At 28.4% G+C, this 23,429-nt stretch carries 22 protein-coding genes, 1 pseudogene and 1 other annotated feature; of the genes and pseudogenes, 5 read left to right on the top strand and 18 right to left on the bottom strand.

The window, feature by feature from the left end; genetic code table 11:
- Position 1: 1 nt before the first annotated feature.
- The 6 genes and pseudogenes from LLF98_RS13610 to LLF98_RS13585 all read right to left on the bottom strand — a co-directional run bounded on the left by LLF98_RS13610 (position 2) and on the right by LLF98_RS13585 (position 6,472).
- Complete coding sequence (locus LLF98_RS13610) at positions 2-463, bottom strand: tRNA (cytidine(34)-2'-O)-methyltransferase (protein WP_291704490.1); 462 nt, start codon at positions 461-463, stop codon at positions 2-4.
- A gap of 265 nt (positions 464-728) precedes the next feature.
- A complete protein-coding gene (locus LLF98_RS13605; RefSeq protein ID WP_291704489.1) occupies positions 729-2,162 on the bottom strand; it encodes a VanW family protein in 1,434 nt (477 codons plus the stop codon).
- Between the two features lie 354 nt (positions 2,163-2,516).
- Entirely contained in the window at positions 2,517-3,458 is a 942-nt protein-coding gene (locus LLF98_RS13600; RefSeq protein ID WP_291704487.1) for a glycoside hydrolase family 25 protein, read from the bottom strand.
- Positions 3,459-3,560: 102 nt separating this feature from the next.
- Positions 3,561-3,713, bottom strand: a pseudogene (locus tag LLF98_RS13595) (HAMP domain-containing protein); the annotation flags it as partial.
- A gap of 6 nt (positions 3,714-3,719) precedes the next feature.
- On the bottom strand, positions 3,720-5,639 hold the full coding sequence (locus LLF98_RS13590; protein ID WP_291704485.1) for an ABC-F family ATP-binding cassette domain-containing protein: 1,920 nt from the start codon (positions 5,637-5,639) through the stop codon (positions 3,720-3,722).
- A gap of 362 nt (positions 5,640-6,001) precedes the next feature.
- Positions 6,002-6,472 (bottom strand): hypothetical protein, encoded by a 471-nt coding sequence (locus tag LLF98_RS13585; RefSeq protein ID WP_291704483.1) that lies wholly within the window; start codon positions 6,470-6,472, stop codon positions 6,002-6,004.
- 243 nt (positions 6,473-6,715) lie between these two features.
- Here LLF98_RS13585 and LLF98_RS13580 point away from each other — a divergent pair, with 243 nt between their 5' ends.
- Positions 6,716-8,017 carry an aminotransferase class V-fold PLP-dependent enzyme gene (locus tag LLF98_RS13580; protein ID WP_291704481.1) on the top strand — a complete coding sequence of 434 codons (1,302 nt, stop codon included), beginning with the start codon at positions 6,716-6,718 and terminating at the stop codon, positions 8,015-8,017.
- A 99-nt stretch (positions 8,018-8,116) separates the two neighbouring features.
- Here LLF98_RS13580 and LLF98_RS13575 read toward each other — a convergent pair whose 3' ends face one another.
- Positions 8,117-9,334: a 6-phosphofructokinase gene (locus LLF98_RS13575; RefSeq protein WP_291704479.1), complete on the bottom strand. Its 1,218-nt coding sequence runs from the start codon at positions 9,332-9,334 to the stop codon at positions 8,117-8,119.
- A 188-nt stretch (positions 9,335-9,522) separates the two neighbouring features.
- On the opposite strand from LLF98_RS13575, the gene LLF98_RS13570 reads away from it, so the two are divergent.
- Both LLF98_RS13570 and LLF98_RS13565 read left to right on the top strand, forming a co-directional pair.
- Complete coding sequence (locus tag LLF98_RS13570; protein WP_291704477.1) at positions 9,523-10,074, top strand: manganese efflux pump; 552 nt, start codon at positions 9,523-9,525, stop codon at positions 10,072-10,074.
- 169 nt (positions 10,075-10,243) lie between these two features.
- Positions 10,244-10,657 carry a Fur family transcriptional regulator gene (locus LLF98_RS13565; protein ID WP_291704475.1) on the top strand — a complete coding sequence of 138 codons (414 nt, stop codon included), beginning with the start codon at positions 10,244-10,246 and terminating at the stop codon, positions 10,655-10,657.
- 160 nt (positions 10,658-10,817) lie between these two features.
- Here the strand turns inward: LLF98_RS13565 and LLF98_RS13560 are convergent, their stop codons facing one another.
- The 5 genes from LLF98_RS13560 to cysK all read right to left on the bottom strand — a co-directional run bounded on the left by LLF98_RS13560 (position 10,818) and on the right by cysK (position 15,175).
- Positions 10,818-11,723 (bottom strand): D-alanine--D-alanine ligase, encoded by a 906-nt coding sequence (locus LLF98_RS13560; RefSeq protein ID WP_291704473.1) that lies wholly within the window; start codon positions 11,721-11,723, stop codon positions 10,818-10,820.
- 186 nt (positions 11,724-11,909) lie between these two features.
- Complete coding sequence (nth, locus tag LLF98_RS13555; RefSeq protein ID WP_291704471.1) at positions 11,910-12,527, bottom strand: endonuclease III; 618 nt, start codon at positions 12,525-12,527, stop codon at positions 11,910-11,912.
- Positions 12,528-12,547: 20 nt separating this feature from the next.
- Entirely contained in the window at positions 12,548-13,252 is a 705-nt protein-coding gene (locus LLF98_RS13550; protein WP_291704469.1) for a lysophospholipid acyltransferase family protein, read from the bottom strand.
- A gap of 304 nt (positions 13,253-13,556) precedes the next feature.
- Complete coding sequence (epsC, locus tag LLF98_RS13545; protein WP_291704466.1) at positions 13,557-14,147, bottom strand: serine O-acetyltransferase EpsC; 591 nt, start codon at positions 14,145-14,147, stop codon at positions 13,557-13,559.
- A gap of 116 nt (positions 14,148-14,263) precedes the next feature.
- Positions 14,264-15,175 carry a cysteine synthase A gene (gene cysK / locus LLF98_RS13540; RefSeq protein ID WP_291704464.1) on the bottom strand — a complete coding sequence of 304 codons (912 nt, stop codon included), beginning with the start codon at positions 15,173-15,175 and terminating at the stop codon, positions 14,264-14,266.
- A 99-nt stretch (positions 15,176-15,274) separates the two neighbouring features.
- Positions 15,275-15,541 (bottom strand) — a binding site (T-box leader).
- A gap of 335 nt (positions 15,542-15,876) precedes the next feature.
- Here cysK and LLF98_RS13535 point away from each other — a divergent pair.
- Positions 15,877-17,913, top strand: coding sequence for a YgiQ family radical SAM protein (locus LLF98_RS13535; protein WP_291704462.1), 2,037 nt, complete (start codon positions 15,877-15,879; stop codon positions 17,911-17,913).
- 148 nt (positions 17,914-18,061) lie between these two features.
- Here LLF98_RS13535 and LLF98_RS13530 read toward each other — a convergent pair whose 3' ends face one another.
- Together LLF98_RS13530 and LLF98_RS13525 are read right to left on the bottom strand one after the other, a co-directional pair.
- Entirely contained in the window at positions 18,062-18,727 is a 666-nt protein-coding gene (locus LLF98_RS13530) for a hypothetical protein (RefSeq protein WP_291704461.1), read from the bottom strand.
- A gap of 51 nt (positions 18,728-18,778) precedes the next feature.
- Positions 18,779-19,657, bottom strand: coding sequence for a YegS/Rv2252/BmrU family lipid kinase (locus tag LLF98_RS13525; RefSeq protein ID WP_291704459.1), 879 nt, complete (start codon positions 19,655-19,657; stop codon positions 18,779-18,781).
- Between the two features lie 316 nt (positions 19,658-19,973).
- Here LLF98_RS13525 and pssA point away from each other — a divergent pair, with 316 nt between their 5' ends.
- A complete protein-coding gene (pssA, locus tag LLF98_RS13520; RefSeq protein ID WP_291704457.1) occupies positions 19,974-20,495 on the top strand; it encodes a CDP-diacylglycerol--serine O-phosphatidyltransferase in 522 nt (173 codons plus the stop codon).
- An 87-nt stretch (positions 20,496-20,582) separates the two neighbouring features.
- Here the strand turns inward: pssA and LLF98_RS13515 are convergent, their stop codons facing one another.
- The 4 genes from LLF98_RS13515 to LLF98_RS13500 form a co-directional block, all read right to left on the bottom strand.
- The gene (locus LLF98_RS13515) at positions 20,583-20,930 is read right to left on the bottom strand and encodes a hypothetical protein (protein ID WP_291704456.1); all 348 of its coding nucleotides are present in this window, start codon (positions 20,928-20,930) and stop codon (positions 20,583-20,585) included.
- A gap of 18 nt (positions 20,931-20,948) precedes the next feature.
- The gene (locus LLF98_RS13510) at positions 20,949-21,311 is read right to left on the bottom strand and encodes a hypothetical protein (RefSeq protein WP_291704454.1); all 363 of its coding nucleotides are present in this window, start codon (positions 21,309-21,311) and stop codon (positions 20,949-20,951) included.
- Positions 21,308-21,865 carry a rubrerythrin gene (gene rbr / locus LLF98_RS13505; RefSeq protein ID WP_291704452.1) on the bottom strand — a complete coding sequence of 186 codons (558 nt, stop codon included), beginning with the start codon at positions 21,863-21,865 and terminating at the stop codon, positions 21,308-21,310. Before rbr ends, LLF98_RS13510 begins: the two co-directional genes overlap by 4 nt.
- Before the next feature lie 190 nt (positions 21,866-22,055).
- A complete protein-coding gene (locus tag LLF98_RS13500) occupies positions 22,056-23,426 on the bottom strand; it encodes a SpoVR family protein (RefSeq protein ID WP_291704450.1) in 1,371 nt (456 codons plus the stop codon).
- Positions 23,427-23,429: the final 3 nt, after the last annotated feature.

Genomic DNA, 23,429 nt, shown 5'->3' with positions numbered 1-23,429 from the left:
ATTATTTCATATCTGGAAATCTCATCTGCCTTAGAGCTTCATAAGCTACTATAGCCACTGTATTGGATAAATTTAAACTTCTAGCACTTGATTTTATCATAGGAACTCTAAATCCAATATTGCTTTCATGTACTTTTTCAGGAACTCCACTCGATTCTCTTCCAAACATTATAAAATCTCCTTCTTTAAAAGAAATCTCATCAAAATGATTTTCTGCATGAGTAGTTAATAAATAAATTGTTTTATCTCCATACTTTTTCATGAAATCTTCATAACTTTCATGTATTTCTAAGTCTAAGTCTTTCCAGTAATCTAAACCTGCTCTTCTAACTTGTTTATCGTTTATTTCAAATCCTAATGGTTTTATTAAATGCAATTTGCTATCTGTAAGAACACAAGTTCTTGCAATATTCCCTGTATTTTGAGGTATTTCAGGTTGATATAATACTATATTTAAATTCAAAATTTCACCTTCTCCTATTTTTATAAAAAAATTAGTCCACTTTTATTTTAAAATTATACTATACGGTTCATAACAAGTCAAAATTTTCATTATCTAATAATATCTATAATGAAAAATTTATACTACTTTAGGCTTTGAACTCAAACTTCTCCACAAATTTTAATCTTTTTAGCTTTTTTAGAAATAAAAAACATATTCTCTTTAATATATTAATTTAATTTTAAAGAAAATATGCTCTGTTTTGATTTTATTCTAAATATTTAATTTATGGTGCTGATTTTGCTATTAGTGGTGGTTGAGTTCCTTTTTTTACCATTATCCCAACACTTGCATAGTTATCTGTTGATATAACATCTCTCTTTACTTCTACTCCATTTTCATAAGTAATTTGATATGATTTTACTTTATATCCAGTCACACCTATACCTTCACTAACTTCTTTTCCTTCTGGTAAACTACTATCTGGCACTACTTTAGTTTCAGGAGGTATGGTTTCAAGAACTTCATTTACCATATCATATGTTTTTCCGTTTAATTCACTAGGATCTCCATATATATTATAAGTCACTACTTTACCTACAGTGCTTCCTTGAATATAAATTGGAAAATCATAAGTATTTTTAAATTTATAGTCTAAATATCCATAAGAAACTGTTGCGTCAAGTCCTGGCTCTGCGTAGCCTACTACCATAGAGTGATTTGTTCTTTCAACAGATCTTAAATTAGCTTTCATTACTGCTCTATAAAGCGTAGTAGATACTTGGCAGATACCACCACCAATTCCTGGCTCTACTTTATTCCCTACATATGTTCCTGCTTCTTGATAGCCTCTTTCAATTGTTCTAGGTCCTACGATATCATTAAAACTAAATGTTTCTCCTGGCATAACTACTGTTCCATTTATAACTCCAGTTGCTATTTCTATATTATTACTTCTCCCTGCTGCAGAGGTAGAGTAACTTGTTGAAAAAGATCCCATTACACCCTTTATTTTTGATAAATCCTCTTTAGCTACTCTTGGTTTTGTTGTTTCTAAATCCACTGTTACTTTATTTGTAGAATTAAGATCTCCATTTATGCTTTCTTTTAATTTTGAATCTAACGTCTCTAAATTTATTGTTCTTCCATCTGCTTCAGATTTAACAGCTATCTTACCCTTTTCTATACTAATTGTAGCGTCCTTTGCTGATTGAGTAACATCCTTTTGTAATTTTTCTTCATATGCTCTTAATTTTTCTTCATCATAAGAAAATCCTAATGAAATCTGATTTTTTTCATTATTTGAATTTTTTATGGCCATATATTTCTTAAAAATTCCACTTTCTTTTCCAAACTTATAAGCTTGTTCTACTGTTCCATCTATATCATATTTTGGCATTATATCTGAATAAATAAGTTCGTATTGCTTGTCCCCTATAGCTATAGATAATTTTTTATTGTCTATAGCTGTCTCAAATGTTTCAGTAAGCTTATTTTTTGCTTCTTCTTTAGTCATGCCTCCAAGATCTACATCTTGTACAGTTACACCTGGATACATTTTATTATCCCAATCTTTAACTATACCTTTTATTGATAATGAATATGCAGCTAATGCCGCGACTCCTATTACTACAACTGCTGCTATTGCTAGCATAATCTTCTTTTGTATTTTAGCAACCTTTTTGGAAGCTTGTGCTCTTTTGCCAGTACCTTTTTCCACCCGTTCTTCTCCTTTCAAGGAATTAGTATTTTAATAATCTAAAATTCATATGTTTTATCATTACTTTTAGATAAAATATTGATGAAAATTTACAATAATATTAAATTTTCATCAATATTTTTATTATATCATATTAAAACTGTTATATGATAGTAATATTATTATATATGATATCAATAGGAATTAGATTTTGAACCTAAAAAAAATAACAACCCAATATATGATGTATATTTTATACCCCATTAAGATATCTGATTCATTGGTGATAGTTATCAATGAATCGTATCAATACAGTATGGTGCAAAATTGACTCATATATTGATTAGTTATTTTTTTGAATAAATCTGATTTGGTCTATAAATTTATTTTTGCACGTGTTTTAGATGTTTCTCCGTCATAGTCAAAAGCTTCAATTGCCACTTCTACAGGAGCATTCTTTTTAATATTTAATTTATCTCTAGTTATTAAATAACTTGTAGCATTCTCATCAACTGTGCCTACCCATTCCTTATTTACAAAAATATTATATCCTAATAAATCTATATCTTTATTCCTATTCCAAGAAACATATATATTTCCCTTTTCAAATCTTGCTTGCAATCCAGTAACAACATCTGGTTGAGTTAATAAATCTACATTATCTGGTCCCCAATTAGCATCAACAGGATTTCCAATTCCTGCAATGTTTTGATCTTCACTATATTGCCAGATCCTCCATCTAGTCCATCCTCCAACATTTGGTGGAAAGTCAGGATTAATAGGAATCTTTGTATACATAGCAATCCATAAAGGCATATTCTTTAGAGGATAACCGCGTCCCGGAATATAGAAATTATCATAAAGTTCTACAAAATTTGTTCCTGTATAAATCATAAGTCTTCTTCTAGTTTTTCTTTCAAATCTTTTTCTAAATCTATCAATCCAATTAATCAATGTTTTTGTAGATATTGATTTATCTAATGGTGCTTCTACGTCTATAACAGGGAATAAATCACCATAATCCTTGTTCCCAAAACCATCCTGTAATGTATTTATAAAATCATCACATTGTCTATCAGCATCTGTTAAATCATACGATGGTAATGAAAAATGATATGCTCCAACTGGAATTCCATAACTTCTACTAGTCTTTGCATAGTCTACAAATTTTTGATCAGCTCGAAACCTTCCTGTAGCTGATCCTGAAGCTCTCAAATATAAAAAGTCTACTTTTGTTGCCAGTATATCAAATTGAACATTTTGGGTATATTCATTTATGTCTACTCCAAAACGACTATTAGGGTTTTTATCTTGCATATTTCCTCCAAAATAAAAAATACTTCTCTAATATAAATATTACTTTATCTCAAAAAAATACCTATAATTAATAAATAATCATAGGTTTAGTTGTGCATAGAAACTTATTTTATCGCCTATTCCCTTAGCCATATAATTTATATTGTAAGCTATATTTTTAATTTCATCTGTGCCTTTTTCTTGTAATCTATAATTAAGATTTTCACTTGCTATTATTTTAAGGCCAGTTGCAATTTCATCTAAATATTTCATCTTCTGATGTTATTTTGAAATTTCTTCCCACTGTTCGTAGAGTTTTTCTATAATTTCTTCAAGAACTTTAATTTCCTTATTTACTCTTTCACTTTCCACTGGATTTGAGTAAATTTCTTCTTTGCAAAGTTCTTCTTGTAATTTTCCAAGGGCTTCTTCATTTGTACTTATGTTATTTTCCACAGTTCTAATCTCATTTTGCTTAGCTTTAACTTCTTTTTCTAAAGCTTTTTTCTTTTTCTTATCTTCATTTAATTGAGTTTTAGTTTTTCCTGTAGCTAAACCTTCATAAGTTTCAAATCTTTGAGGATTTTTTTTCTTTTCAGTATAATAGGTATAATTACCAAGATATTCGTAAGCTCCATATTCTTGTAGTTCTAATATTCTATGAATTACTTTATTTAAGAAATATCTATCATGTGAAATTACAATTAATGTACCATCATAACTTAACATTGCTTCTTCAAGTGCTTCTCTAGAAGGAATGTCTAAATGGTTGGTAGGTTCATCTAGAAGAAGTAAATTTGATTTTGATAGCATTAATTTCAAAAGATTTATTCTGCATCTTTCTCCACCACTTAATTTATTTATTTCTTTAAATACATCATCACCTCTAAAGAGGAATGAACCAAGAAATGATCTAAGTTCACTTGTGGTGAGCTCCGGAAAATCGTCCCATACTTCATTTAATACTGTTTTATCTGGATTTAGATTGGATTGTTCTTGATCATAATAACCAACATTAACATTTACCCCCAATACTTTAACTCCAGAATCACTTTTAATTTTATCCATTATAATATTGAAAAGAGTAGTTTTACCACGTCCATTTTCACCTATTAACGCGATTTTTTCTCCTCTTTTTAAATCAAAAGATACACCAGAAAATAATTTCTTATCAGCATAGCTTTTAGTTAAGTTTTCAATATGAAGTACATCATATCCACTTTTAACCGATGCTTCAAATTTAATCTTGGATGCAGCTTTTTCTTTATCCGGAGCATCTATAATTTCCATTTTATCAAGTGCTTTTTCCCTACTTTCAGCAGCTTTAATACTTTTTTCTCGGTTAAATGATCTAAACTTTTCTATTATTGCCTCTTGCCTTTTGATTTCTGATTGTTGCAGATTATAAGCTTTTAATTTAGCATCATAATCTTTTTTCATTAATTCTAAAGATTTAGTATAAGATGCACTATAACAATTCACATGACCATTTATAACTTGAAATGTTCCTGTTGTTACAGAATCTAAGAAAAATCTATCATGGGAAATTACAATTACAGTACCTTTGTAAGTTTTCAAATATTCTTCAAGCCATTCAATCGCTTCTAAATCTAAATGATTAGTAGGTTCATCAAGTAATAATATATCTGGATTTAAAAGTAGCAATTTACAAAGAGCAACTCTAGTTTTTTGTCCCCCACTTAAGGTTGAAATATGTTTACTGAAGTCATCTTCCGTAAATCCGAGACCTTTAATTACACGGGATATTTCGCCTTTATATGTATACCCACCTCTATTTTCATAAAGGTCTTGAGCATTTCCGTAATCCTTTATAATCTTATCATGATAAGAAGCATTTTTTTCATCGTAAGGCTCATTCATCTTTACTTCTAAATCCAAAATTTTATTTTCCAATTTTGTAAGGTCTTCAAAAACAAGTAACATTTCATCATAAATTGTGTTACCTGAATCCAATGCTAAGTGTTGAGCAAGATATCCTAAAGACTTATTCCTATCTATAAAAACTTCCCCATCATCTTGCATAAGTTCTTTTGAAAGTATCTTAAACAAAGTTGTTTTTCCCTCTCCATTTGAACCTATTATGCCAACCTTATCCCCCTCATTAATCGAAAATGTTACATCTCTTAAAATAGTATTTATCCCATAACTTTTACATATATTTTTACAACTTAATACAATCATTTTTATCCTCCAGTAGTTTAACTGAAAACCAAAAAACATGTTCAAAATTTCTTTAAGATAAAAGTTTCATTTTATATTCTATTACTTAAACTTCATAAGAAACATAGTTTAGCTAGATTTTCTTTACTAATTATACTATTTTATAAGGGTTATATCAATTCAAGCATATTCATAAAAATAACAATTCAGTATACTAATCTATTTTCTTTCATATGCCTAACACTTTACAGGTTATCAATTTTATTTCTGCCTATCTATAGCACATCCGTATTAATAGCAAAAGCCTCTACATATTTTGAACTGTTTTATTTCAAAATATGTAGAGGTTTTTGCATAGGGCTAATTTAACATTTATTCTATTATCAATAATTATTTTCTTTATTACAATATGACAATGTTAATCTTATCAGTCGCTTAACGATTACTCTTACAATTGCACTTGGAATTCTATATGAATAAAGTGTAGCTAAAATTCCTGGATTTCTTTTCTCCATTATTGAATAAATCTTATTAACATCATTGTCAGAATGAACTCTTTCAAGATCTTCTGTTTCATCTAAATCCAAGTCAAGACTTCTTAAAATGTCAAAAGTAGTCGGAATTGTATACTTAGCTGTATTTATATTCGTATTAATGTTTTTACTACTAGAATCTTCAGACTCATTTGAATAATAACATAATTCTGGAAGTCCTGCTTCAGATGGAAATAAATCTAAATTATGACCAGTATTAACATCGTCACGAAAACTTTTATTAATAACTGACAGTGGAACAAATTTAATATCTGCATTATCTAAATTAACTTGAGACATATATTTTTTATCAGGGTTCATTTTATATTACCTCCTTAAAATAAATAATATTATTACTCTTAATAATATTCAGTATAAATGTATATAGTACAAAATTTTGAAGAAAATATATTGATCTACATCAAATCATTATTAAAGGAAGTTAACTCGTATGCACGAGTTAACTAAGTTCGAGGAACCAAATCAGAGATTTGGACTCTCACTTATCTACTTAAGTGCACAATAAATATATTTGGGGAATAATATATATTGGAGGAGATGCATATGAAGATGGAAAATAAAAAAAACATCAAAGACTTATTTATTGGATTAGATGAAAAAGTTTGTGATTCAAATGGACATTGTATAGATGGAATAAACTTTGATAATGCTGCCACTACTCCACCCATAAAGTCAAGTATTGAATATATTGAAAATTTAAGCAATACTTATGCTTCCATAGGAAGGGGTACAGGTCAAAAAGCAGAAATAACTACTAATTTATATAAAGAATCTAAAAATTTTTTGATGGATTTTTTTAATATAAAAGATAAAGAAAAATATGTTGTTATTTATGTTAATAATACAACTGAAGGCATAAATAAATTAGCAAAAACTCTTATAAAAGAGCCAAATGAAATAATATTAACTTCAAGAATGGAGCATCACTCAAATGATTTACCATGGAGAAATAGAGGAAAAGTAGAATATATTGAAGTGGATCAAGATGGTAGGCTTAAAATTGAAGAATTAGAAGAAAAACTAAAGACGAATTACGGTAGAGTAAAGTATGTGTCTCTTACTGGAGCGTCTAATGTAACAGGTTATATTAACAATATTCATTTTATAGCTAAGCTAGTTCATAAGTATAATGCTAAATTAATTATAGATGGTGCACAGCTTGTGCCACATAGAAGAGTTAATATTAGTGGAAATACAGATAATGAGCAAATTGATTTTTTGGTGTTTTCATCACACAAAATTTATTCTCCTTTTGGAGTTGGAGTAATAATAGGCTTAAAAGAAGATTTTGCAAATGCAGATCCAGATTATTTAGGTGGTGGAACTGTTGAGTTAGTCCTTGATAATGAAATCACATACCTTCCTCCACCAGACAAAAATGAAGCTGGGACACAAAACTTTTTAGGAGTAATGGGCTTAATTAATTCATTAAGGATTATAAATACAATTGGATATGATTATATAGATAGACAAGAAAAAATTCTTTTAGATCATACCCTAAAAGGATTTAATAGCATCCCTAAAGTAATAAATTATGGAGATACTAAAGATATAAGTGATAGACTTGGAATTGCAACTTTTAATCTAGAAAACATGTATCACCATGATGTTGCAGAAATTTTAGCTAAAAAGAAAGGGATTTCTGTAAGGCACGGATGGTTTTGTGCTCATCCTTATTGTAGAAGACTTATGAATGTAAGTGAAGCAGATGCTAAGGAATTTCTTGAGAATCCTTCAAAAAAAATGATGGGAATGGTAAGAGTAAGCTTTGCATTATATAATTCAATTGATGAAGTTAATATGTTTTTAAATGCATTGGAAGATATTTCATTAGGAAAAATATAGCAATAAATTTTTTATCACTAAATTTTAAAAATACTATTAATTATTTTATGGGATGTAATAAATATTCACATTATACATCCCATTCTTTTTTTATTAAAATTATTGATTAAATACTTTATATTTTGGAAGATTCCCTTCAAAAGTTAAATTAGGAATATCTTTTATTAATGGTTCAAAATAGGAACATGCTTCATCAGTTACAAAATTTCCTTCTTGATTAATCCATTCTGTAGGAAAATATTTTACATCATTAGCTACTTTATGTGCATCAACTAAAGAATAAACAACTTCATAAGGTTCATTACATTTTCTATTAATGTTAACCATTTTACCAGTTTCACCTTCAGCCGCATATTTCAAAGCCATTTTACCAACATTATATGCTTCTGTTAAGTCAGTATCTGAAGCACAGTGCATTGCGCAACGTTGAAGAATACCCAGTTCTAATGCTTTAACTCGCGTTGTAAAACCTTCTTGAAGAATTAGCATTCTTAGATAATGTGAAACACCACCTAATTGAGTATGTCCAAATTTATCTTCAGATACACATTGAAATTCAGAAATAAACTTTTCATCTTTATCTTTTATTCCCTCTGAAACTATTATGTAGACTTTATTTTGTTCTTCAAATTTTTGTTTAACATCTTTTATAAATTTATCTTTATCAAATACAACTTCAGGAAGATATATAAAATCCGCTACTGGTTTGTTATTCAGCTTTGCAATACAAGCCGAAGCTGCAAGCCATCCAGTATCTCTTCCCATGGTTTCTAAAATGAATATCCCATTATTAATATAAACTGATGCATCTAAATACGTTTCAAGTGCTGTTGTTCCAATAAATTTTGCTGCACTTCCAAAGCCAGGAGTATGATCAGTAAATTTTAAATCATTATCTATAGTTTTAGGAATACCTATAAATGTTATATCAATATTATTAAGCTTTACATATTTTGAAAGCTTAGCAATAGTGTCCATAGAATCATTTCCACCAATATAAAAAAATGATGTTATATTATATTCTCTAAGAATTTTTATTAAGTTTTCATATTCTTGACTGCAAGAATCTATATCTTTTAATTTATATCTGCAAGATCCTAGTCCAGAAGATGGAGTAAATCTAAATTGATTTATTTCTTCATCAGAGATTAATGATAAATCAATTATGTTTTTATTTAATATGCCCTCAATACCATTTAAACCACCATATACCTTTTCAAAAGTTTTTAACTCTTTATTGGCATTTAGAAGTCCTACTACACTTGAATTAATTACTGATGTTGGACCCCCTGATTGGGCTATTATACAATTTGACATGAAATTTCCTCCTTGTTTGTTATACTAAACAGTTTATATGTGATATACTATTAAGCTATAGTAATACTCTATTTATTAATATACAATAAAAAAAATATTTAATAAAGACTTTTTTTATTTTTTTTGCATATATTTAAAAAAACTTTAATTATTATGAAACAAGTTTAATATTCAGAGGAGATGAGAAAATGAATTTATATGATGTTATAATAATAGCAATTGCATTAGCTATGGATGCTTTTGGAGTAACCTTAGGTATTGGTTTAAATCCAATACTTAAGAAAGAAAATAAAATAAAATTTGTATTATCTTTTGCATTTTTTCAATTTTTATTTACATACATCGGAGGAAGCTTAGGATATTTGTTTGATACGTATATTACTAATATCTCTTCGATTGCAGGTGGGATAATTATGGGAATTATAGGAATACTTATTATAATAGATGGATTTAAAGAAAGGGAAAAGGAGCTCCTAATAAAAAATAGTACCTGCATAATACTTGGAGTATCAGTTAGCATAGATGCTTTAGTTATTGGCTTTACTGCATTTCATCAAGTTTCCAGAAACTTATTACTTTGTGTTAATTCAGTTTTAATTGGACTAATAACACTATTTATTTGTACATTAGGTTTTTTTATTTGTAGATATATGAAAAGAATAAAATTTATTGCAAGATATGCAAATTTTTTCGCTGGCATTGCTCTTATATTCTTCGGACTTAAGATGATATTTTTTTAGGAATATGTAAAGAGATTAACAAGTCAAAGATGAGATGTATACGAGTCGAGCTTCCTCATGACGCAAAATAGACTAGTATACTCACTTGTTATTTTTTTGAATATGCCTTAATGAAACTATTGATATATGATATAATATATTTAATATATAGTTGTTAGGGGATATGAAAATGGAACCAAAAGAATTTTTAAAAGAAAAAGAGATTAAACTTACTAAAGGAAGAATAGAACTCTTAAATATATTAAAAAATTCAGAAAACAGTTTATCTGCTGAAAAAATATATCAGATTTATAAAGACAATAACATAAATATTAATTTAAGTACCATTTATAGAACGTTGGAATTATTTGAAGAAAAAGAAATTACAGAAAAAATAACTCTAACTGATGGAGTATTTTCATATAAGCTTAAAGGAAAAACACACAAACATCATTTAGAATGTGATATTTGCCATAAAGAAGTGGAAGTTCCATGTCCTATGCTCCAAATTCAAGAAATAGTCCAAAATTCTACTGGTTTTACTTTAACAGACCACAACTTGATAATGAAAGGCGTCTGCAAAGACTGCAAGAAGAAACAATAACGTTGTAAGTAAATAAAATAAGAAATGTGCCATCATTTTATGGAGACTCTCTATAAAACTGGAATAAGAGGCTTGCTTGCGAAAATTACATGCCCCTTATTTGGGTAGCTTATATGCATAACTCTAGTTTTTTTGCTCTAACTATCTGTATAAACAAGTATTATCTAATTATTTTCATTGAATCTTCTATGATCATATCAATTAATTTAGAAAATCCTATATTCAAAGCTGCTGCGCTTTTAGGAATCAAACTATTTTTAGTCATTCCTGGAAGTGTGTTTACTTCTAAGATATAAGGTATTCCCTGTTCTGTAACTATGATATCAACTCTAGAGTATACTTCACATTTTAGTGCTTTATACGTTTCTAATGCCATTTTTTCTACTTCTTCGTTCAATTTTTCTTCTAATTCTACTACAATTTCTTCAGCTCCACCATCTTGATATTTTGAAGCAAAATCAAAAAACTCTGATTTGGGCTTTATTGCAATTACTGGTAACATCTTATCACCATAAACAGGACAAGTTATTTCATCACCTTCAATAAATTTTTCTATCATAACTTCACTGTCCCATTTAAAAGCTTCTGCTACATAATTTTCAATGTCTTTCTCTTCTTTTACAATAAAGGTAGCCACACTTGAACCCCCATGAGTTGGCTTAACTACAACTGGATATCCTAATTCATTTATTTTGTTAAAATCTATATTATCATTTTTTCTTAAATTAATCCAAGGTGCAGTTCTAATTCCTGCTGCTTCTAAAATAGACTTTGATATATCTTTATCCATACACATAGCACTACTTAAAGGTCCACAACCTGAATATGGTATTCCTAAAGTTTGAAGTACTGCTTGAACAGTTCCATCTTCTCCAAATTGACCATGTAATGCTAAAAGAGCAAAATCTATTCCTTTCGTTTTAGTTATTATATCCTCTTTTTTATCTATAACTACTGATATTACTTGATACTTTGTCTTATCTATATTCTCAATTATAGAATTTCCACTTTTTAATGATATCTCTCTTTCTGATGATATACCACCCATTATAACTCCAATTTTCATGAATTCCCTCCAAATATTTCTTAATTCTGACTGAATAATCAAAAATATTAAATAATTATTATAGCCTATACTCATTTTAATAAATTAATCCAAACATTAAAAGAACCACTAAGTCTTCGAATTTTCTTAACTGTGGCCCATTTAATTAACCCCAATTATTTACATATAACTTTCAACTAATTTAATTTAAGCATATTTACATAATTTACTTAAAGCACATTCTGTACATTTAGGATTTCTAGCAGTGCAACATCTTCTCCCATGAAATATCAAAAGATGATGCATAAGTGTCCACTCTTTTTTAGGTATTTCCTCTTGCAACTGCATTTCTACTTTTAAAACATTTTTCGAATTTGCAAGGTCTAATCTATTTGAAACTCTAAACACATGAGTATCTACGGCTATAGATGGCACATCAAAGGCATTCGATAAAACAACATTAGCTGTTTTTCTTCCTGCTCCAGCAAGTGACATTATCTCTTCCATAGTCTTTGGAACTTCCCCATTAAACTTTTCTTTAAGCTGCCTAAACATAAGGATTAAATTTTTAGATTTATTTCTATATAAGCCTATTTGCTTTATTCTTTCCTCAAGTTCATCATTTGTTAAGGTTAAAAAAGCATCTAAATCTGGATAATCTCTAAATAAGTCTTTAGTAACTTCATTTACCTTTTTATCTGTTGTTTGAGCTGACAATATTGTAGCTATAAGTAATTGAAGTGGTGTCTCGTAATTTAATTCACATTTTGCATCTGGATATGTTTCTTTTAAAATATCTGCAATCTTTTTTGTCCTTGCTTTCATATCTTTTGTATTCTCCTTATCTAGGCATAAATTCCCTTATACTTTTTTGGCAAAAGATTTGCTATACTTCTCATTAGAATATCCATACATCTATCTTCATATTCATGTTTATCTTCATCTTTTTCCTTCTTAGGAAATACAATTTTTTCTCCTATATTTATAGTAACATCTGCATGTTGCCACTTTTCTGACCCCATATTGCCCTCTTCACTTATAGGTAATAGCTTATCAGTTCCAGCCATACCAATTGGAATTATTTCTGCTTTTGACATTCTAGCAAATAATAATATACCTTTTTTACCTTCTATCATTCCACCAGTCCTGCTTCTAGTACCCTCTGGGAATATCAAAATATCATTTCCACCTTTAAGAGCCTTAACTACCTTAGTAATAGCTTCTTTATCAGCTGAACTAGGTTTAATTGATATATTCTTGACTATTTTAGTTCCTAATTGAGTTATTGGGTCATCTGATAACTTTACTCCTGCTATAAAATATGGATCACTTTTTTCTTTTAATATTTTTGATAAAACTAATCCATCTGAATTACTTAAATGATTGCATACAAATATTCGTGGTTTCTTAACATTAGTTATATTATCTATGCCACTAATTGTTATGTTTGCATACTTTCTCATATAGTTAGCAACTATTTTTTGTGCTATTTTTATAACTAATCCTTCTGGTAATCTTTTTATGATTGTTATTGCAATTGGTGATAACATATTTTCCCAACCTTTCCTCTAAAAAACTATATATTTATTATATTATATATTTTTTCATATATCTATGCAATTCTTAAAACATTCATATGTACAAGTTAAGGTTTTCATAACACTTTTCAATCATTTATGCTTCACTATTATTAGTATTGCAAAAAATTGTCCCTAAACTTTTTATCCCGAAAACAAAAAAAGTATGAAAATTAAACCTAATAGTTCAAACTTTCATACCTTCATATGCTTTAAGCTTTTTAACTAATGAAAACTTCTATAAATAAATCATACTGAATCTATATTTAATATAACACTAAATAATCATTTCATTAAATATTTTCTTTTTACGTCCTTTTATATCATTTATTTCAATTATAGTTGCTGCTTTTTCAGTTCTTACAATATTTTTAGCTGGACTTCCTACTGCTGTTGATTTTGTTGGTACATTTTTTACAACTACGGCATTAGCTCCTATTTTAGCGCCTTTTCCTACAGTTATAGGACCGAGTACCTTAGCTCCTGTTCCTATTAATACATTATCCTCAATAGTTGGATGTCTTTTCCCAGTATCTTTTCCTGTCCCCCCAAGTGTTACTCCATGATAAAGAGTAACATTATCTCCAACCTCAGCAGTTTCCCCAATTACTACTCCCATTCCATGATCTATAAATAATCCTTTTCCTATTTTAGCTCCTGGATGAATTTCTATACCTGTAAAGAATCTAGATAATTGTGAAATCAATCTAGCCAAGAAAAATATTTTATTCAAATAAAGAAAATGTGTTATTCTATATGCTATTAATGCATGGATACATGGATATAATAATAATACTTCTATTTTACTTTTAGCTGCTGGATCTTCATTTAAAACTCTTTTTAAATCATAATTTAATCTTTTAAACACAGCTTATTCTCCTTTTTCAATAGTTTTCAGTAGAATTTTAATGAATGCACAATTATTGATTAAATTCTTTCACAAATCATAAAATGATTTGTTCCTTAATTGTACATTGTGAATTGTTAGTCATATAATCCCATTGATATATATTTCTCTCCTCCATCTGGAGCAATAGCTAATACCTTTTTGCCTTTTCCAAGCTTTTTAGCAACTTCTATAGCTGCATATACTGCGGCGCCTGAAGAAATTCCAATTAATATGCCTTCAATTTCAGCAAATGCCTTTGCTGTTTTAAAAGCATCTTCATCTTTTACTTGTAGTATTTCATCTACATATTCTTTTTCATAAATTCCAGGAACAAATCCTGCTCCAATCCCTTGAATTTTGTGTCCTCCTGGATTTCCACCACTTAATACTGGTGAATTAGCTGGTTCAACTGCAATTGCTTTAATATTAGGATTTTTCTTTTTTAAATTCTTAGATAGTCCCACTATAGTTCCACCACTCCCAACTCCGCCTACAAATGCATCAAGATCTGGAATATCCTTATATATCTCTTCAGCTGTTGTTTCATAATGTTTCTCTGGATTAGCTATATTTTCGAATTGTTGTGGAATGAAAAATCCTTCTCCGCCTCCTATTTCTTCTGCTTTTTCTATAGCGCCTTTCATGCCCTTAACACCTTCTGTTAATATAAGTTCTGCTCCATAAGCCTTGATTAAATCTCTTCTTTCCTTACTCATTGTTTCTGGCATTATGATAATAACTTTATAGCCTTTAAGTTTACCTATTAATGCAAGCGCTATTCCTGTATTTCCACTTGTTGGCTCTACAATTGTTGTTCCTGGTTTTAGTATTCCTTCTCTTTCAGCCTTTTCAATCATCCCAAGGGCTGCTCTATCTTTAACACTTCCACCCGGATTAAACTTTTCAAGCTTAACATATATATCTGCAATATTTTCATCTTTATTTAAACTGTTAACCTTTAAAATTGGTGTATTTCCGATTAGTTCTAATCCTCCATTATAAATCATATTATTTTCCTCCTCAAATTGCTATATATTTTTAATATTTTATTTTCATATTCTTTTATACTTATTTAGATAACAAAAAAACCCCATCTCTTATACAAATATAGAGACGAAGTAAACTTTCGCGGTTCCACTCTAATTGGATTAAGTAATTAATCCCTCTCAGTTAAAGCACTTTAAAATGCCCTATCACTATAACGGGTGAACCCGGAGAATCTTACTAATACATATACTTTTATTTTTTATATGCCTAATATTCAGATTTCAACTCCAAAGGGCACTTCACATAAATTCTTGATGAAAAGTTCTCAGCTTTCTTTTCTCTCTGTAAACTTCCTTAATGTTACTTTCCTTTTTCATAGTTTTTAATTCTTACCATTTTGATATGGTTTATATTAGTATTATATTCTATATAGAAAAAAAGTCAACACTTTTTAAGAAAATCTTCTAAAAAGTTTCCACTTTAATTATTATTTTGTCTACTTAATTATATTGCATAGTCATAAAAAGATAATAAATTTTTATATGTGAAATGTTTTTGGTTGTGCTTCGCACTCTTTTTTATATGTGTATATTATTTGTAAACTAATTATTGTTATGTTAATATACTTTAAGGTGCATTCAAAATATGTGGCACATCTTTAAGCTATTATTTTCTTTCATGCATCTAAAAATAAAATTTAAAGAATTGGAGTTAATAATATATGAAACTTTGCAAGGAATTTTTACCTATTAGTAAAGAGGATTTAGAAAAAAGAAAAATTAAACAACTAGATTTTATTATTGTTTCTGGTGATGCTTATGTAGACCATCCTTCTTTCGGAACTGCTATTATAGGTAGAACACTTGAAGCGCAAGGTTTTACGGTTGGAATCATAGCTCAACCAAAATGGCATGATTGTGAGGACTTTAAAAGACTTGGTAAACCTAAGTATGGATTTTTAGTAAATTCAGGAAATATAGATTCTATGGTAAATCACTATACTGCTGCCAAAAGGACAAGACGCGAAGATTTGTATTCTCCTGGTGGCGAAGCTGGTCATAGACCCGATAGAGCTGTTATAGTTTACTGCAATAGAATACGAGAAGCCTATAAAGATACGACTATCGCAATTGGTGGAATAGAAGCAAGTCTTAGACGATTTGCACATTATGATTATTGGGATAATAAAGTTAGGCGTAGTATTCTTGTAGATTCAAAAGCTGATTTGTTAATGTATGGTATGGGTGAAAAGACTGTAGTTCAAATTGCTGAATTGTTAAGATATGGAGCAAGTATTAAAAATATTACAACTGTACGTGGAACTTGTTATTTAACTAAAGATATATCAAATATTAAAAATGCAATTACAGTACCTTCTTTCGAAGAAGTATCTAAAGATAAAAAGACTTATGGTGACGCATATAAATTAGAGTATTATGAACAAGATTCTATAAATGGTAGAACTATAATTCAAAAATATGGTGATAGATATTTAGTTCAAAATCCACCTCAAGAAGACTTAACTCAAGCAGAAATGGATATAACTTATGATTTGCCTTATACAAGGACTTATCACCCAATATATGAAGCAAAAGGTGGAATACCTGCAATAAAAGAAGTTGAATTTTCAATAACTAGTCATAGAGGATGTTTTGGTTCATGTTCCTTCTGTGCTTTAACTTTCCACCAAGGAAGAGTTATTCAAAACAGAGGTCAAGAATCAATAATTGAAGAAGCAAAATTATTAACAACTTTACCGAACTTCAAAGGATACATCCATGATATTGGAGGTCCTACTGCAAACTTTAGGCATAGAGCTTGTAATAAGCAAATAGAATATGGTACTTGTAAAAATAAACAATGCATGTTCCCCGCTCCTTGTAAAAATTTAATAATAGATCATACTGAATATCTTTCACTTTTAAAGAAAGTTAGAAATCTTCCTGGAATAAAAAAAGTATTTATTCGTTCTGGACTTAGATATGATTATCTTATACATGATAAAAATGAATCATTTTTCAAAGAATTATGTGAGCATCATATAAGTGGCCAATTAAAAGTAGCTCCAGAGCATGTTGTTCCGAAAGTATTAAATCAAATGGGGAAACCAACAAAGGAAATTTATGATAGATTTGTTAATAGATATTTTCAAATAAATGATAAAATAGATAAAAAACAATTCTTGGTTCCTTATTTAATGTCTTCTCACCCCGGTTCAGATTTAAATGCAGCAATAGAGCTAGCTCAATATATAAAACAAATGGGATATACACCAGAACAGGTACAAGATTTTTATCCTACTCCAGGTAGTTTATCAACTACAATGTATTACACAGGTGTTAATCCAATTACAGAAGAGCAAGTGTATATACCAAGAACTTATGAAGAAAAAGATATGCAAAGAGCATTAATACAATTTGCTGTACCTAAGAATTATCTAAAAGTTAAGAAGGCTTTAATTAAGGCTCATAGAGAAGATTTAATTGGTAACGGAAAGGATTGCTTAATAGGTTTTGCTCCTGGAAAACTTGGATATCAGGGTAAACATAAATCTAATAGTAAATCTTCTAATAATAATGTAAATAAAAATAATAATGATTCTTCTAATAAAAACTCAAATGCTCCTAGAAATAATAATTCAAAAAATACTTCCGATATAAAATCAAAGAGCTCAAAGAGTAATTTAGGTAATAGTTCAAATAAAAATACAAAAAATTCTGATAAAAAGAACAACAATACTAAAAAAAGAGTCCATTAGAAAATCTATTCAATAAAAAAACATTTTTCTTTAATGCGTCCGCAGGATTTCATGTCTTTATCTGGTTTAGATTTAGTTTACTATGGAAAATTAGCAGACTATATGATATAGCAAAAAATGGGCTGTCTCTTTTGAAACAGCCCATTTTTTATTCACCAGTTATTCTTTTTGAAGATACTTTGAAACTTTTTAATACTAAATTCATAATTATGAGGAATATCATATCTCCTATCACTGAATATGGAAAAATTTTAATTCCACCTAAAATCATAACATTTTCTATCATTACTATTGAAATTGCTATGATTACAAACCATATTCCCATTTTATTTACAAATGGTTTATCTAATAGGATTACATTTAAAATAAATAGTGTTCCAAGTAATATCAAGGAAAATAAAAATAAAATTGTTTCTTTATCTATTTTCAATATGAAACCATATAAGTAGCTTACTTCTACTATTACCTTAGAAATGTGTATTATTCCCATGTAAATAGCACATGTGATCGTTGCAATAATATAGCTTCCACCAAAATTTAATTTCTCTGATCTTAAATAAACATAAGTTAAAGCTAGTGCCATAAGTGGAATTGATAAGTGATTCAAAAATATTATTGGTTTTAAGTAATATATTATAGTGCTATTTTTTAATATGCATAAAAGAAATAATGCTACATGTCTTAATAAAAATAATGTAATTACTAGTGTTAAATAGATCTTTATTTTCTTTGGTGAAACTTCTAAATTCTTTTTCATAATTGAAAAAGACAAAAAAATTATAAGTAACAAAAACAAATAATATGCAAAGTTCACAAATTACGCTCCCATCCACATTCCTGTTACTTATATTTATTATAATTTATTTTATTTTATACCTAAAAGTTTAATTCCACCCTTAATACATTGAATTCTTAAAGGAAAATCTGGTCCTCTTTCTCCATCAATGTCTGTAACAATATCTTCTGAAGATTCAATATATACATCATCTGTTTTAAAATAAACAACCTTATCTGAATCTAAATGTTCTCCTTTTAAAAGTTTTATAAATAGAGGTATTAATTCCATTATTTGTATAGCTTTAAACATTATTACATCCAATTTTCCATCTATAATTTCTGCTTCTGTAGCTAAATTAAGATTTCCAGCTGTTTTACCATTAAACACTAAAAGTAAATACATCTCTCCATCATAATTACATTCTTTTGATGATAGCTTTATTTTTAATTTTCTAAAGTTAGGTAATTCTTCAATACCCTTTAAATAATATGCTAATTTTCCTATTGTATTTTTCAAATTTGTATCTATTTTTTGAGATATGTCAGTAAAAAGTCCTGTACTAGCCACATTTATAAAGTAATCGTCGTTTATTTTCCCTACATCAACTGCTACAGGTTTTGAATCTAAAATTTGCTTACATGCTTCCTGTATGTCAGTTGGCATATTAATAAAATTTCCAAAATCATTTGCAGTTCCAACTGGTAATATACCTATAGGGATATTTATATTTCTATGTTTCATAGCATTTACTAGAGAATCTACGGTTCCATCGCCACCAGCTATTAAAATATAACTATAAGTTTCATCTATTATATCTAGTGCTTCTGCTAAATCTTTACCTTTTTGAATTCTATATGGAACAACTGTTAATTCTACTTCTTGATGTAACTTTATAACATTGTCTAATTCATTTATTATGTTATTTTCTCCCGAGTATGGGTTGTATATGAATCTCACCTTTTTCATAAATTAATCTACCTCCCCATAAATTTCCATAATTAAGTTATTCTTAATTTTATATAAAATAAATCAACAAAAATTTTTTATTTTTTTAAATATTATGCTTAAATTAAGTCTTAAATTATATGTATCTGTTAAATTTTAATAAAATATTACATAATAATGGACATCACATAAACTTTATTATATCATTTTACTTATTTAATGTCGATACCAGCTAATCTTAATAAAATTTTAAAGTTAATTTATATCTTATATTATTTTCATTTATATGCTATAATAATTCTTTGTAAGTATTTTTTATAATTTTAGGAGTGATTTTATGAGGAAAAGCTGTATTCCTAATGTATTTACCTTTATTAATTTATCTTGTGGAATTATATCTATATTATCAGTAATGGATGAAAAGTATGCATACGCAGGTGCATTTATTTTACTAGCAGGATTGGTAGATAGGTATGATGGAAGAATTGCTCGTTTCTTGAATGTTTCAAGCGATTTAGGTAAAGAGTTAGATTCTTTGGCTGATTTGGTTTCTTTTGGAGTAGCACCATCTATACTAGTATTTATATATTTTAATCTCGATAGCTTTGGGCCTAAGGGATTATTAGGGTTTGCAATTTTATTATTATTTCCAATCTGTGGCGCATATAGATTGGCTAGATTTAACACATCTGATTTTGATGGCGCCTTTACTGGTGTACCAATAACAATAGTTGGTTGTTTTATGGCCGTTTTTTCATTACTTAACTTAAAAGTGACAACATCAATTTATCTTGCAGTTTTTTTAATGATTATCGGTTCATATTTGATGGTAAGCAAAATTAAATTGAGGAAAATTTAAAATGTAAGAATTAATAAAAAAGTTTTCTTGTTTAATTAAAAAACTCTGTCTTATAATTCTCTAGACAGAGTTTTTATATACTCCATTTTAAAACTCTTCTCTTTCAGAGTTTTGAAGGTTTAATTCATTATCTATTTCAGTGAATATCTTATCTTTTTCCGTGCTTGTTGTTATATACTCATTTTTAATCTTGCAATATTTTAAATATGATCCTTCACATTTATCTAATGTGTTCACTAGTTTATCTATTAATTCACCAACCTGTTCAACTCTATCTAGTGCTTTTCTCACCTCACTTTTCTTTGCTAAATTAACATTATACAATTCTGATGCTCCTGCAATTAATAATCTATAAGCATCTACATAATTTTTTAATAATACACTTAAATTATCTATGTCTTCATATTGCTTTTTAGCTAAATCATCAAACTTCATACATAATCCTTTATAAAATTAATACTCACTCTTATAGATACCTGAAGTTTCACTATTGGCATACTCTTCATCTATATTATTTATAATATTTTGATACTCTGAACTATCGTGAGCTTTACTCTCGTTAATGATAAATTCATTATAAGGCTCTTGTAATGATTTTCCCTCCGCATTTAAAGAATCTATGTCTTTATATTGAAAATCTCCGTATATATTTATTTCTTCTAGAAATATTCCATCTTCCTGTAATTCTTTATTAGGGATTAAGAGTTTATCTTCATGTGAAGATTTATACTTCTTGTCTCTATGCATATCGTTATCGCCTAAATCCTTAACATAAAAAACAGGAACTATAAATACTTCTGGATATTCATAAATCATCTCTTTACCCCCCATTTGCAATCCTTATTATCTAATTTCTTAAAATACGATCTTGGATATTTGCATAATGGACATCTCATAGGTGCTTCTGTGCCTTCATAAATATATCCACAATTTAAACATAACCATTCAGTTTCTTTATCTGACTTAAAGATTTTGCCATCTTTAATTTCTTTAGCTAATTTTAAAAATCTTTCTTTGTGATGTTCTTCTACCTCTTGAAGTTCTTTATAGAAATCTGCAATTTCATCAAACCCCTCATCTCTAGCTATATCTTCAAATTCCTTGTAAATAACTTTACTTTCTTCTGACTCTCCGAGTGCTGATTCTATTAAATTATTCTTTGTATTACCAAGCTTATCTAAGAATCTTCTATAAACCTCTCTAGCATGAGCCTTTTCATTCTCTGCAGTTTCATCAAATACATCTGCAACATACATAAATCCATCAGATCTGGCTTTATCTGCATAGAAAGTATATTTATTTCTTGCTCTAGATTCTCCCGCAAATGTTTTATATAAATTTTTTTCAGTTTTACTTTCCTTTAAGTTCATCGTGATCTCCTAAATATTATTTTCTCACACAAATAGAATATTCATTTCTACTTTTTTTGTTACTTTCTTACCAATTTACAACAAACAATGTAAAATTTATGTCCTTTATGGGTGCCCTGTGAGCAATTAAAGATGACGCAATTGACCACTGGTTCCCCTAACTGACATCAATTTTACATTGTTAATTAATTTAAGATACAATTATTTTCTTTTCTTGATTACAAAGTAAAATCACATCTTGTTTATCACTTGACTTAGTAATTAATTTAACATCATGCCCCCATAGTTCTTGCACATACTTTAATGTCTCTTTTGCATAAGAAAGTTCTAAAGCTCTACCATCAAAGACATTTTCTAAAGTTAAAGTATAATTTTTCTTATTTAAATCTATGACTCTAATGTATGGTATATTTCCCATACCTGCAGTATATGAAAGCGTATCTCTTATGGTTTTCCAACCAGTCTTATCTGATATTTCTTCAATAACAGTATCAAAGGTCCTCACATTATACTGAAATAAATTTAATTCTTCACATAATTCTCTAGTTAGATAACGTCTTAAGAAAGAAGAATCACGTTCAATTTCTCTAACTTCAAATATTTTTTCTTTTCCATATCTCTTTTCAATATCTTCAAATATTTTAAAACCAATGTAATATGGATTTAATCCACCTATAGCAGGCGCTATTACATCATTATGTCTTTTTAGAAACTCAAGATGTAGCTCTTGTGGCAATTCTAATTGCTTTAAAATATTATAATGAGTATAGCTTGCCCATCCTTCATTCATTATTTTAGTTTCAATTTGAGGGATAAAATATTCTGTTTCTCTTTTAACTATTTTTAGAATAGTTTTTTCCCATTCTTCTAAATGTCCATAATTTATTATAAACCCAATAATGTCATCTACAGGTTCCAATGGAATTTTCTCCAAATCCGGTAGTTTTATTTCTTTATATGAATCTAAAATTCCTCTATTTTCTCTTTTATTTTCATACTCTTTTAGTATATTTTCTTTAATCTCATCATTTGATAATTCTTTTATCCCAATATTTCTTTGAGATTGAAATCTTATAGCATGAGCAGCATCTAATATTCTCTCAACTTCAGAATATCCTATACTTGGATCATCAATATATTCTCTTATTATTTTCGCATCCAAATTAAACATTTCTAAAGTATATTTCGCATTAGTTCCTTGTTTAAATAACCTATTATTTTTGAAAAAATCATTATGTCCATATACATGGGCCATTGTTAATATTTGTAATAGCAATGTATTATCTTTCATTAAATATGCTAAACAAGGATCTGAATTAATTACCATTTCATAAGGAAGACCTGTAAGATTTAAAGAATATAGAGTTTTATTCTTTTCATAGGATTTACCAAAACTCCAATGAGGATATCTTGATGGCATTCCAACATAAGCTTCATATCCTATCATCTCATTACAACCTATGACTTCAAATTCCTGAGGATAAAAATCTAATCCATATTCTTTAACCTTTTTTTCTATTTTTTCATTCCAGTTCTCAATATCACTAAAACTATACTCCAACTT

The organism is Clostridium sp., from assembly GCF_021372645.1.
In the GTDB taxonomy this organism is placed as follows: domain Bacteria; phylum Bacillota; class Clostridia; order Clostridiales; family Clostridiaceae; genus Clostridium.
This window is presented reverse-complemented; position numbering and strand designations above follow the sequence as displayed.